The following is a 13,268-nucleotide window of genomic DNA, read 5'->3' as shown; positions in this document are numbered from 1 at the left end:
AGGTTTGGAATTCTGATTGCTAGAGTTCCGTTTCCGGGCTTGCCCGGCGGGCTCACAACTGCCAGCTACTCTCTTGTGCGATCGAAATGCGGTTCTCCGCCAGCCCCGAATCGCCTAGGCGATTCGGGGCTGGCGGAGAAGGATCGAGTCGGAGTAGGCATTCAGGTAGCTGCCAGCTGTTGTACCGACCGGGACAAGCCCGGCGGAAACAAACTGGAGCAACCAGTTCGGAAATCGTACTTAACCTTTTCGCGTCCCCTGCGAAAACATCCCCCGTAGACGCTACTTTCGCAAAGCGGAAGACGATATTGATTCTTCGGACTCACTAAATCGACAGCCTGCGAATCGACAAGGAAACAGGTTGTGATCCAACTGCTCTTGCACACCTACCGTTTACAGACGTAAACTGTTTACATCTGTCATCAGAAAAGGAAGATCTTGTGCAGTTATCAGACGCGGAATGGATTGTGATGAATCTCATCTGGGATTCCCAGCCAACTGAAGCAAGCGATGTGATCGCTGCCTTGGGAACGGCCAACCGGTGGTCCGATGCGACCATCAAGACCATGCTTCACCGATTGGTGAAAAAGGGAGCACTGAACACGGAACTGATTGGCAAGAAGTATCGCTATACGGCGGCCGTCCGACGCAGTGCCTGTGTGCGGAAAGCAAGCCGTTCCTTTGTCGATCGAGTTTTCGGCGGCGATGCGGCACCGGCACTCTTGCATTTAGTCAAGACCGGGAAGCTGAGCGAAGATGAACTGGCTGAGCTTCGCGAGTTATTGAACTCCAAAATTTCGGACAAGAAGGGATCAAAGGAATGATTATGGAAGTCTTTGAATGTTTGGCGTGGGCCGTTTTTTGGTTGGGGTTGGCCGCATGGCGGACGCTGCCAGTATTCATCGCCGTGCTGATCCTGGACCGGGTGCTGCGGAAACGCATCCCCGCGAAATACATTTGCTTGCTGTGGATGCTAGTTGTGGCTCGGCTGCTGATGCCGATTTCGCCTGCGACTCCATTCGGAGTATCCGTAAAGATCGACAGTACGATTGTTTCTCTGGCGACATCCAAATCCGAACCGGAGCCCAACTCGCTACGAATGAACAAGTTCACACCTATGGAGTCAGGACGCACTTCCACACTTCCTGAAGTCACCTCAGACGATACGGCCGAATACAAACAAAAGGCAAACGCGTACGCAAATCAGAGCCAACTGACCTATTCTTATCCAGCTGAACACCATTCCCGCAGCGGACCGATTTCCCCAAAAGAATCCGTTTGGGAAGCTCTCGTCCCAATCCTCGCAATCGGTTTTCTGACAGTTTGGGCAATCGGCATTGCTTTTTCCATAGTGAAGAATTTGATTTCCTATGTCAGGTTTACCGTACAGCTTTCTCGCTGTCGCACCATCGAAGAACAGGGCATCGTTGACCAAACCCTTCGTGCATGTGATCGAATTGGAATTGGCCGACGTCCGCAAGTAAAAGAAGTCGCGGCACTGGAGGCCCCAGCGGTTTTCGGACTGCTGCGTCCTGTCATCTGCCTTCCAATCGACTGGCGAAAAGAGCTGTCAGGCGAGAAACTCGACTGGGTTCTGCGTCACGAACTGGCACATATCAAACGCCGGGATTCGCTAGTGCTATTCGTCGCGGGCATCGCTCGAACATTGCACTGGTTTCATCCTCTTTCCTGGATCGCGTACGCGAAGCTTCAGCACAACATTGAACGCGCCGCTGACGAAATAGCAACAAAAGATCTAAGCGATGTGAACGTTAGAGGCTACGGCGATTTGCTGCTGCAGTATGCGACGGGCCATACGTCCGCACAGCAAGTCGCAACGGTTGGTCTGCTTGCCATGGCGCTTCCGCGTGGTCTGAAGGGGCGTATCGAATCGCTTGTAACAAAACGCCCCCAGCGACCATGGGCCGCCAGAATGATGATGATGCCAGTCCTCGCCATCCTGATTGCCAGCGGCCTGACCGACGCGAAGGTGCCCGAACCGATCTTCACACGACGACAGCAGATTCCCGATTTTCACGTCGCATTGACCGAGGCCAAAATGCCACCGTTGACGATCTCCTCTGAATGGGAGCTGGACCGATCCGAAGCCCGAGAGGTTTCCATCGACGTAAGTGCCTCGCTTCGGAAAGCGGAGGAACTGCAGCCAGGCATCGACGCCGAGAAGTTCGTCACAAACTACTTTGGGCTCCTTCCGGTTTCCGGTCCGAATCAAACCGAGAACAAAATTCTTGACGGAGTAATGACGGCCGTCCTTACCCCGCAACAAGAGACGTTGATGAAAAGCCGTCTGACGGAGTTCGAGCGGACAGGTCTGTGGCAAATAACGACCAGAATGTGGTTCATCGAAACAAACGTTCGGACACTGAACGAAATTGATTGGTCAACGGTGGACGAAGACACCCGCTGCAGTCGCCCCACCGCACCACCAAGTATCGATAACCAAGAAGCGTGGGAAGCCACATTTTCAAACGACGTCAAAACGGAAAAGGGGACTGCAAACAGCCCGTACGGTATCGAACATAACTTTGCCATACCAATACGTACGAGCAAGATCAACGGTTCCGAAATTGAACAGCTGATTAACTCTTTTCATGGCGACACGCGATCCAACCTAATGCAGTCTCCAAATGTTACTTTGTTCAACGGGCAGTCTGCGGTTATTAGTGACATCGTCCAGCGCCCCTTCGTAACCGACGTTGCAATCGTTCATGGTGAAAAGCAAAGCGCTCTCGAACCGAAAATTTCTATCTTTGAAGAAGGCATAAAAGTTCGTCTGAAAGCTCGCGTCACAGATACCCAGCAGATTGATCTGCAAGCGGTCGTCACGGCGTCAGAGATCAACGACGTCCGAATTGCGAATCTGCCACGACTAGCGACCAATCAACCCGATGGTGATATTACGATTCAAGTTCCTTCGATCCTTTCCGAATCGATTGCGATTCAAACTCGCCTGAATCAAGACGAGGCGCTGCTTGTCTTGACTCCTAAGCCTTACGTTGGGCCCAAAGTCGACGGAGAGCAGGTGCCTGATTCCGGACGCTGTCACGTCTTAATGATCCAGACGGAGTTGATACCCGACAACGAATGCCTGAAAAACTACTTGTTCCCCAAAACCGATCCGCGATGGAAGTTTTTTAGGGAAGAGCACTGAGAAATGGATGGGTAAGACGCAGCATCCTTTACTTTCGAAGAATTAATCACAGAGGCGGAGCTACGAGGACTGAACCGGAACGCAATGGCACGTAGGCGAGTCTCTCCGAGACTCGTGCTCGATAAGCTCTCCGCCTCGGAGAGGCGGAGCTACGAGGCTGCCATTTCCCTATGGCATCTTTGGTCGACGAACCTCGGTTGGTTTGGAATCTTGGTTTTGCAGGGGATAGAGTGCTTCATGCGACTCTAATTCTTCGATTAACCTTGCCATCATGCGTTGCAACTCGACCGGTTCGGTTTCTGACAAATCGGTCGATTCGAACGGATCTTCGACCAAATTAAATAGTTGATAGTGTGAATCGTTCGAAACCTCTGAGGGGACATAGTGGTAAACCACCTTCCAGTCTCCGTCCCGGTAGCTGGTGAAATAATCGCTGCGGTGAGGTGCATGTGGGTAATGCATTAGAAACGATTCCGGTCGCTCAGTGTCGTGCACGCCGCTAACCAGTTTCGCCAACGAGTATCCATCCACGACATGCTCATCGGGAACTGCAGCACCTGCCAGCGAAGTCAACGTTGGAAAAATGTCTTCGACCGATGCGATCTGAGGCTGGATCTTTCCTACGGCAATCGGGAAACGTTGCTGGAGGCTGTTTGCTGCATTCGGTTTTGCCCAAGCTGCAATGAACGGAACTCGCATGCCCCCTTCGTAATGCGATCCCTTTTTGCCTCGCAGCGGTGCCGCACAGGCAACCGCATGCTGGTGCCCAAGTGGTGCGTCCGAGCCATTGTCTCCCAAGAACAGAATCAAAGTGTTCTCGGCAACGCCCTCCTGCTCTAGATAATCCAACAGGTCGCCTAAGGAGCGATCCATCCCTTCAATCAACGTCGCAAAAGCTTGCGCGTTAGCAGGCTTGCCTGATTCACTGTAGTTCGGCGCGAAGCGGGGATCGGAATCAAACGGAGCGTGCACAGCATAGTGAGCCATGTGCAAGAAGAACGGCTTCTTCGTTTCGATCGCCTGATCGAGTTGCTTCTTCGCTTCAATGGTCAATGCTTCGGTAAGAAAAGTCTCCGTCCCATGGTAGGCTTCAAGATGTGGGACGGCATGATGGGAACGCCTTTTTTGTCCATTGCCATAATTCTTCATCCCGTAATAGCTACCGGGAGCCCCAAATGAGGCGCCCGCTACGTTCCGGTCAAACCCCAGGTGGAGTGGATCGGCTCCGTCCATGGCTCGAGGCGCAAAATGGGCCTTTCCGATATGAATCGTTTCGTAACCGGAATCGGCCAAGACGCCGGGCAACGTCACGTCCTTCTTTTCCAACCCTTCCCATTGCCATTCTGGCGGACCAAGCGGTCCGCCGTTGTTCTTGTCCGGGTTGATCCAGTTGGTGGCTCGATGTCGAGCCGCGTTCTGCCCGGTCATGATCGAAATGCGCGTCGGCGAGCAGACGCTCATCGCACAAAAATTGTTAAACCGAATCCCCTGCTCCGCCAATCGCACCATATTCGGCGTTCGATAATAGTCGTTCAGCGGGTAGCGTTTCGGTTTGCCAGATTCATCCGTCAAAAACGGAACCGAGGTGTCCATTACTCCCATGTCATCGACCAGGAAGACAACCAAATTGGGACTGGCAAGGTCTTTTTCCGCAGCATCAGACGGCATCGACCGAAACAAACCGGCGGCCAGCAGGAAGCCTACCGAGGCAACCGCAAAAGAAAGTCGAACTGACATCACGGGGAACTCCAAAACTGCAGTGACAAAGCAAAGATCGCAAGCGATTATTATAACCGCTGCCGCTGCTCACGCGGGAACCCCGTAATGTCCGCCACCGGCTGGGCCAGCAAAGTAGGCCGGACCAAAGAGCGACAGCGATGCCGTTCCGGCGACCGCTGGCCGGACCTATTTCGAAACTCCCGGTTCCAGGTACTCACTCGCCACCGCTTTCGTCACTCGATCCTGCAGTTCAATCCTGAACGGTTTGATATTAGCAAAGTAGGCCGGACCAAAGAGCGACAGCGATGCCGTTCCGGCGACCGCTGGCCGGACCTATTTCGAAACTGCCGGTCCAAGGTACTCACTCGCCACCGCTTTCGTCACTCGATCCTGCAGTTCAATCCTGAACGGTTTGATATCAGCAAAGTAGGCCGGACCAAAGAGCGACAGCGATGCCGTTCCGGCGACCGCTGGCCGGACCTATTTCGAAACTGCCGTTCCAAGGTACTCACTCGCTACCGCTTTCGTCACTCGATCCTGCAGTTCAATCCTGAACGGTTTGATATTAGCAAAGTAGGCCGGACCAAAGAGCGACAGCGATGCCGTTCCGGCAACCGCTGGCCGGACCTATTTCGAAACTGCCGGTTCCAGGTACTCACTCGCCACCGCTTTCGTCACTCGATCCTGCAGTTCTATCCTGAACGGTTTGATATCAGACGCCCTTGTTTGAGTCAGCATAATACCGATCACGTCCTGTTCGAAATCAATCCAAACGTTGGTTCCACTCGACCCGGTGTGAGCGTAAAGCACAGGAACGCCTTGGTCATTTTTTCGGCGGATGAATAAGCCACCCGCTGCGTTGTATCCAAGCGGTGCAGGATGGAGCATCGCGTCCATCGATGCTGCCGATAGATAGCGACTACCATCCGGCAAGATGCCTCGGCTGCGGAGCATTAGTAACCAACGACCGAGATCTTCAGCTGTTGAAACGACCGTCCCACCTGACGAACTATAGAATTCGTCGTCCAGTGGCAGACGCTTTTTGTATCGCAGCAACTTCCCGCTCCGGCTTCCACGGTAGTACCGAATCGGCATCCCCTCGGGGAGCGCATCGACGCGCGTCTTCGCGAAGTAGAAGGTGTGATCCATTTGCAGCGGTTCCGCAAGTTCTGATTGCAGGAAAGCGTTGCGTCGTTCTCCAGAAACCACTTCACCAATGCGTGCAGCGACATCGGTCCCGATTCCACTGTAAGCGTACTTTGTGCCAGGCACGCGGTTCAGCGGAATGTTCTTTGCGACTCCGGCGACCACTTCAGAGAGCGGGCGTTCCTTTGTCCAGTCCTGAAACCAAATCCGTCCGCCGTCCTCATAGTCTGAGCGAAAGCCCGAGGTATGCGTCAACAATTCTCCGACTTTGGGCGGCCGAGGCGAGGGCTCACCCGATTTCATTTGCGGGTCGGCAAATTCGGGCAAGTATTCGGTGATCGGTGCATCCAGATTCAGCTTGCCCGCTTCCTGCATGCGGAACAGAATCGTTCCAATTAATGGTTTACTGATCGATGCAATAATGACCGGTGTATCCATCTTGTACGGTTTGCCAGCTTCCAAGTCCGCAAAGCCAAACGGAGCTTCAAGAATCGGTTCACCACGATGGTAAACCAACAACACGCCTCCGGCGACACTCCCCTTCTCTACCGATTTTTGCAAAAAAGCTTCAACGCTCTGCATCGAAGGTCTTTCATCAGCATGTCCAGACGGAACCTGCAACAGAACCACAAGAATCAGAACAGCAGCACGAATGGCAAACATCAGAAATCTCGTCCCGAAAACAGGAAGGGTTAGAACCGGCACCAATCAATAGCACGTACGGAAATAGCGAAACGCTACCAATCGCACGGCCCTTAATGTAGTCACCTTTCGGTGCGGCGTTCACCCGCAGCAAGACGTTTTTCAAGAGCCGCAACACCAACTGCAGGTCGCAAGCCTGCGGTTCGCAAAACCACATCAAGCCCAACAGACAATCCACCTAAACAGATACTAAATCGTCCAGCGAAAACAACCGTCAAGACCTGCTCCGCTTCACGAAAAAGCCCCTGCTTGTGATTGCCGTCGCCCACCTACATTTTTCAGTTCAGCGAGGGGAGCGAGCTTGTCGGGGGGCTCTCTTTGGGATGTTTTAACCGACGACGATACTCCGTTACTGCGGCGCCAACTTCTTTACCACTCCAAGCCTCCTGTCCCGGCGTGCCGTAGCGATGCCGATGCATGTCGGTGACCGCTGCCTCTAAAGAATCCGGAAATCCACAGCCAGCATCGTGCATTTCGCTCCATTGCATCCAGTAATGGCACGCCGATTCAAGATCATTGGATCGACACGCCTTCAGCAGCCGGTGCGTCATCCGGCTCTCTTCTGGATAGACCGTCAACCATGCCCTTCTGATCCACTTTGCCAATAACCTTCGCCCCATGAAAGTCGCCAACAACAACAAAGTCACCGCGACAATCGCCAGCCAGGGGAGCGATGCCGTTTGATCCTCTTCCTCCTCAAGAAGAGACGGCGCGGGCGTTACATGGACATTCACCTGGGGCAAAGTCTTGCGCAGCAGTTTTTCTTTTTTTGGATCCCACCATACGTATTCAATTGCGGGTATGGATACGGTTCCTGGTTTCTGGAACAGGTAGGAGAGCTGATCAATACGCGTTCCGGTAAAATCGCCTCGCTCGGTTTTGTCCGAGGTCTGAGGCGAACCGGTATAAATTTTCAAACCCTCGATCGACTCCGTTGGCGGAGGCGACAAAGCCATTCCGGTCATTGCATCCGCTTGCTGATGAATCGTCCGTTTCCATAGGTCCCCTTGCACGGCGGTATCGCCCGAGACCGACCATTTTTCGGTAACGTCGTATTGATCGGTTGTGATCAAAACTCCAACATCCTCGGTGCCCGGAGGCTGTTTCAGCTGAATCGTGAATGCTTTCGTCGAAGCATCGCGGTCGACGGCGGGCCCGGTGAACCCATTGCGACTGCTATACCGCACCGGGATTGCAGGAATCGAGACAGTACCCGCCTGCTGAGAGAAAATCGCAAACTCATGAGTGCGAATGAACCAGCTATCGTCCCCAATCGTCTCTGATGAAACGACAGGGCTACCGATTTCAACAATCAACGTTCGCGGTACCTGCGGAAGAGAAAAATTGGTTGCTCCCGTAAACGACCCCATCGCTTTCACTTGGATCGAGAACGACACTTTCTGCCCCACCCAAGCGTTATCCTTCGGCAACACGACCTCAACCGGATCGACTTCCGCCGCAAGCAGCGACGCGTGACCTGTCGGGATCTCTGCTAAACCCGATAGCGCGAAGAAAACCAGAAGCAACGATAAAGGCCTAACATGGATCATTTCGTTTCTCCTTCATCTGCCAACTGATAGGAGAACTTAGCCTTTAGGAAGTCTGCTGGTTTCGTTTGTACCCTTCGCAGCCAGAGCGACTGCACCTGATTATCTTGACTGGCATTTTCCGGATCGACTTTGGTTTCCTCGCCTTCCTTGATCGGCTTCTTTGCATCAAAAACGACTTTGTCAGCTCCGACCTGTTGATCCCCCAAATCTCCGCCTTCATTTTTTAGCATATCGCGACGCGCGATCGCTAGATTTCGATTCTGGACCGCTTGCTCCCATCCGGGCTGCTGCTCTAGCGAGCGTTCGTAGCTCTCGATTGCCTGATCATATTTCCCACTGAACAACAATGCGTTTCCGCGATTGAAATTGCTTTGAGGGGTATCGACCAACAAGAAGGCTGCGGCAGCCTTCTCGAATTCTCCTGACCGATACCATGCCGTCCCCTGCCACATCGGATCTTCAAACGCCTCTGCGGCCTGCTGGAACTTTTCGTCTTGGAACAGACGGTGTCCATACTGATCCGCCGTGAACCAGAGTCCATGCCATGAAATCGCAGCCAAAACAATCCACGTCTTCATTAGGTCATCTCCGCTTTCGGGCTGGTCTGCCGCCGCAAGCTAAAGGCCAGTAACAACACGATCCCCGGAACAAGGTACCAGCCGGCTTCCTGCCAACGGTTCGTACTCTGCCCTGCCTTTGACTGAGGCGAACGTGCGACCGATCGGATGACTGCATCGACATCGGAATCATCGATCGAAAGATCGTGCATGGTCGCGTGCATTGCTTGGCAAGCTGTCTCAAGCGTCCCGTATTCGGGAGACCCAGGCGGAGTGATCGCCAAAACATGGACTGGAGTGTTTGGAATCGCCGTCAAAGCCTTTCGCAGTTGGCCCGCGTCGGTTGCAATTGAATCCGCGAGGACCAACACTGCCCCGCCTTGATCCTTCATATCGATCCCCGCTTCCCTGATCGCTTCATCCAGTCGGTCTCCAGGTTTGGGCATAATACCTGTCTCAATATCGCGGACCATCTGAACGACAACGTCCGTATCTCTTGTTGGAGGAAGGACAAGATGTGCCGAGCCTGCGTAAACGATCAATCCCAGCGGTTGACCGGCACGCGTTTTGGCGATGTCCGCAATTTTCAGTTTGGCGCGCTCCAGTCGCGCAGGCGCCGGATTTGGGCGGTCCATGCTCTGGTCCGCTTTTAACACCAACATCAACGGCGAGGCATCGTCAGCAAACGGGCTTGGCTCCAACCTCCATGTCGGTCCGGCGATCGCCAAAACCATCAGCCACCAAACCAAAAGAATCAAAACCTCACCGTTCAGCTTCGTCTTGCTTTGGCCCACCGTCAAAGCGATCAGAAGGTCCTCATCCATCTGATCACGCCAACCTTTTAGCGGATCAGAATGCCGTTGCCAGAACCACCACAACACCGTCACCAGTGGTAGGGCAAGCAGTAACCAAGGACGTAGAAAATGAAAATCACTCAAAATGCCGAATCCGTTCATCGCTGAATCACCTCCAATTTCCCGGTGGAGGCAAGCACTCGAACGCCAGCGGTATCGGTTGAAACCGCATGCACCCTACGACTGCGGAGGACTACAAACCCTTTATCAAGTGCCGAGCACAATAGCGCAAATGCGAGTGGCCAAAAGTAGAGATCTCGACGTGGACGAAAACTGACGACATCGACCTTTTTGGTCTCCAGTTTGTCCAATTCGGCATAGATATTTTTCAGCTCAGCACGGTCTGCAGCGAAAAAGAATTTGCCGTCTGTCTCTTCGGCAACTTCTCGCAAAGAGATTTCGTCAATTTTGTCTTCGCCGACGGTCTCCGCATCTCCGATCGCGACGGTGTAGATGCGAATATCGCGTTGCTGGGCGATCCGCGCCGCTTCGACCGGCGGTACTTGGCTTTTCGTATCGTTCCCATCGGTCAAAGCGATCAACGTCTTCGTAGGGGCGTCACTGTTTTCGAAAAGTGAAATCCCTAAACCAATCGCGTCGCCGAGTGCCGTTTGAGGCCCGGCCATTCCGACGGCGGTCTCATTCAAAAGTCTTTTAGCGATATCTAGATCCGTCGAAAACGGAGCCTGCAGGAAAGGGGCGTCACCAAACACGACCAAGCCAACTCGATCCCCTTTGCGATTCGCAAGAAAATCCCCAACCACATCTTTTACGGCCGATAGGCGATCGACCTTCTCCCCCGCTTCGTTTGTAAAATCCTCCTCCTGCATCGAACCCGAAAGATCGACCAGCAGCAATAGATCGCGTGTCGGTTTATCTTTCGTGACCGGAGGTTCAATCCACTGTGGCCTCGCGAGTGCGACCACCACACTGCCCCACACCAAGATGAAAAACAAATGTTTCAGATCTCGTTTTGGCAGTACCGCATTGGCAAGATTCCCTTTCGAGGCGGTTTGTAAGCGATCGCCGAACGGAACTTGGACCGCTGGTTGGTCTCTTACCGCAGGAGGCAACAACCAGCGGAGCATCCAAGGTAAAGGAAGCAGCACAAATGCCCATGCCATCATGAAGGTCAACATGTTGCGTCATCCCCCAGCGGACGATGCGTTTTTACCCACGCCTCTGCATACTGACGAACTGCCACAAATTCCTGTCGTTCGTCTGCACGAACCGATGCGGCCGGAGCGTACAATCCATGTGAAAGGGCGTTTCGAACCGCGTCGGACATCGGCTGTGGCGATTGCTGGCAAAGCCAATCCACCCAACCGGTTCCCGTTTTTGCGGCAACGGTGGAACGTGGTAACACGGCGATCGTCGTACGCTTCAGCAATTCTGCGACCTCCCGGCTGTCGGTCGCCGACGCTAACAGCCGTAGGGCTTCACGGCGGTATGCGTTCGTTTGCCACATTCGGAAACGCTGCCACGCAAACGCGGCTAGGCAAACCATCACGACCGCCGTCAATAGGTACCAGCCCACCGCCAGCGGCCACCAAGCGACATCGGGCGGAACCACGATATCGTTCAGTTTAGAAAGGTCCGTCGGATCGGCATCGATCTTCATCCGGTCACTCCATGCTGCCCGAACAGTTGGCGAATCTGATCCACAACCGGTTCCTCCGTTGCGATCGGTAGCACAGGAATTTTCAGGGCACGAAAGATGGTCATCCAGTGTTCAAGCAATTGCTCAAAGGCGTCCTGAAATGCTTGAGGGAATCCGGAACCAGCGGAGACTTCAATTCTTTGCCCATTGGCCGAAGCAAACATCCCGGGCTGTGAACGCAATGAGATCCCAAGCGGATCGTACACGGCAACCACCATCATGTCATTATGTGCCGCAATCTGTGTCGCCAATTTCTGCGTTTGCTGATCCGCGCCTGACAAATCGCTTATCAAAACGACCAAGTAATCATGTTTCGCGTGGCGTTGGGCTGCCTCTAGGGCTTGGTTCAGGGTGACCGTCGAGGGCTCCGGTGAAGGTTTGACAAGCATCTGGTTTTGAAGGCTCAATTCCTGCAAAAACTGTAGGATTCGCCCCTGACTACGATGAGGTCGGATTTCTTTTAAGCTGTGATTATTAAAGACGATTCCGCCGACGCGATCACCTGTCGCAAGCGATTTCCAGGCGGCCAACGCCGCCAGTTCGCAAGCCACCACGGACTTCATCGCACGTCGACTTCCGAAGAACATATCTTGTCGCTGATCGACGACAAGCAACACCGGCCGATCACGCTCCTCGCTGAAAACGCGTATATGCGGCGATCGCAGACGAGCGGTCGCCTTCCAGTCGATCGCTCGAACGTCGTCGCCTTGAACGTAGTGTCGAAGTTCCTCAAAGTCCAAGCCTCGCCCGCGCAATCGCGACCGGTGCCGGCCGGAAAGAAGCGAGCCGATCGGTTGCCGCGGCAAAAAAGAGAAACCATGGGCCTTGGCTTTCAGGCCGATCAAGCCTTCCAAGGAGATTGTAATCCGAGCGGTCATGTGGCAGCGCCTCTCCAAGTAAGGAAAGCAAACAATTCTAGAGTGGCACAACCGCTTTCAAAAGCGATTCCATAACATCGGTTCGAGTCAGGCCCGCTGCTTCGGCTTCGTAGGAGAGGTGAATGCGATGGGCCAGGCAAGCACTGGCGACGGCCCGAATATTTTCAGGCGAAACGAAGTCTTGACCGTTTAGCCAAGCGTGTGCCCGCGACGCGGCGTCCAATGCAATGGTTCCCCGAGGGCTGGCGCCCAGTCGAATCCAATTCGCCAAATCTCCTTCCAATCGGTCCGGCTGACGCGTCGCAATCACCAGATCGACCATATATTTCTCAGCCGACTCAGCAACGTGGATTGCGGCAACTTCTTTTCTTGCCGCAAAGATAACATCCTGTGGGGTCAGCTCAGGCGATTCCGCTGCCGTGCCGGTTTTCTCGCCTCGGACAAGCCGCAAAATCGCCGCTTCATTTTCAGCCGGCGGATAGGGCACATTCACGTACAACAGAAACCTGTCCATCTGCGCTTCCGGCAACGGATACGTCCCCTCCTGCTCGATTGGGTTCTGGGTCGCTAAAACGAGAAACAAGTCGGGCAACTTGTGCGTTTTGCCTGCCACGGTGACTTGCCGTTCTTCCATCGCTTCTAACAGCGACGCCTGAACTTTCGCAGGAGCTCGATTGATTTCGTCCGCCAGTACAAGGTTCCCAAAGATAGGGCCTGGCTGAAAATCGAAACTCCCATCTTGCTCACGATAGATTTCGGATCCCGTCACATCGGAAGGAAGCAGATCGGGCGTGAATTGAACGCGACTGAATTGGCTTTCAATCAACTTTCCCAAAGTTTTGATCGACCGCGTTTTCGCGACGCCGGGCAGTCCTTCCATCAGAACATGACCGTCGGCAAGAATCGCGATCAAAAGACGTTCGACAACCTCCTGCTGACCGATGATCGCCTGATTGAGATGTTCACTGATATTCAAAAAATGATCACGCGGTGTCATGTATCCAGCACATCCGTTTGTGTAATAAATGCC

At 53.7% G+C, this 13,268-nt stretch carries 11 protein-coding genes; 2 read left to right on the top strand and 9 right to left on the bottom strand.

Annotation, left to right across the window (positions count from 1 at the left end; translation table 11 throughout):
* The first annotated feature begins 440 nt into the window (after positions 1 to 440).
* A complete protein-coding gene (locus tag FF011L_RS12230) occupies positions 441 to 824 on the top strand; it encodes a BlaI/MecI/CopY family transcriptional regulator (RefSeq protein WP_145351937.1) in 384 nt (127 codons plus the stop codon).
* 2 nt (positions 825 to 826) lie between these two features.
* Entirely contained in the window at positions 827 to 3,172 is a 2,346-nt protein-coding gene (locus FF011L_RS12225) for a M56 family metallopeptidase (protein ID WP_218933164.1), read from the top strand.
* A 168-nt stretch (positions 3,173 to 3,340) separates the two neighbouring features.
* On the opposite strand, the gene FF011L_RS12220 is transcribed toward FF011L_RS12225, so the two are convergent.
* The 9 genes from FF011L_RS12220 to FF011L_RS12180 form a co-directional block, all read right to left on the bottom strand.
* Positions 3,341 to 4,909, bottom strand: coding sequence for a sulfatase-like hydrolase/transferase (locus tag FF011L_RS12220; RefSeq protein ID WP_246109886.1), 1,569 nt, complete (start codon positions 4,907 to 4,909; stop codon positions 3,341 to 3,343).
* A 609-nt stretch (positions 4,910 to 5,518) separates the two neighbouring features.
* The gene (locus tag FF011L_RS12215) at positions 5,519 to 6,700 is read right to left on the bottom strand and encodes a serine hydrolase domain-containing protein (RefSeq protein WP_145351935.1); all 1,182 of its coding nucleotides are present in this window, start codon (positions 6,698 to 6,700) and stop codon (positions 5,519 to 5,521) included.
* A 317-nt stretch (positions 6,701 to 7,017) separates the two neighbouring features.
* The gene (locus FF011L_RS12210) at positions 7,018 to 8,289 is read right to left on the bottom strand and encodes a BatD family protein (RefSeq protein WP_145351934.1); all 1,272 of its coding nucleotides are present in this window, start codon (positions 8,287 to 8,289) and stop codon (positions 7,018 to 7,020) included.
* Positions 8,286 to 8,867 (bottom strand): tetratricopeptide repeat protein, encoded by a 582-nt coding sequence (locus FF011L_RS12205; RefSeq protein ID WP_145351933.1) that lies wholly within the window; start codon positions 8,865 to 8,867, stop codon positions 8,286 to 8,288. The genes FF011L_RS12210 and FF011L_RS12205 overlap by 4 nt, the downstream gene beginning before the upstream one ends.
* Positions 8,867 to 9,802, bottom strand: coding sequence for a vWA domain-containing protein (locus FF011L_RS12200; protein WP_145351932.1), 936 nt, complete (start codon positions 9,800 to 9,802; stop codon positions 8,867 to 8,869). Before FF011L_RS12200 ends, FF011L_RS12205 begins: the two co-directional genes overlap by 1 nt.
* Positions 9,799 to 10,839, bottom strand: coding sequence for a vWA domain-containing protein (locus tag FF011L_RS12195; protein WP_145351931.1), 1,041 nt, complete (start codon positions 10,837 to 10,839; stop codon positions 9,799 to 9,801). Before FF011L_RS12195 ends, FF011L_RS12200 begins: the two co-directional genes overlap by 4 nt.
* Positions 10,833 to 11,321: a DUF4381 domain-containing protein gene (locus tag FF011L_RS12190; RefSeq protein ID WP_145351930.1), complete on the bottom strand. Its 489-nt coding sequence runs from the start codon at positions 11,319 to 11,321 to the stop codon at positions 10,833 to 10,835. Before FF011L_RS12190 ends, FF011L_RS12195 begins: the two co-directional genes overlap by 7 nt.
* Positions 11,318 to 12,238, bottom strand: a complete 921-nt coding sequence (locus tag FF011L_RS12185) for a DUF58 domain-containing protein (RefSeq protein ID WP_145351929.1) — start codon at positions 12,236 to 12,238, stop codon at positions 11,318 to 11,320. Before FF011L_RS12185 ends, FF011L_RS12190 begins: the two co-directional genes overlap by 4 nt.
* A gap of 37 nt (positions 12,239 to 12,275) precedes the next feature.
* Entirely contained in the window at positions 12,276 to 13,235 is a 960-nt protein-coding gene (locus tag FF011L_RS12180; RefSeq protein ID WP_145351928.1) for an AAA family ATPase, read from the bottom strand.
* Positions 13,236 to 13,268: the final 33 nt, after the last annotated feature.

The sequence above is a fragment of the Roseimaritima multifibrata genome (genome assembly GCF_007741495.1).
GTDB classification, from domain to species: Bacteria; Planctomycetota; Planctomycetia; order Pirellulales; family Pirellulaceae; genus Roseimaritima; species Roseimaritima multifibrata.
The sequence above is the reverse complement of the archived record's forward strand: the minus strand, read 5'-3'. Positions and strand labels throughout refer to the sequence as shown.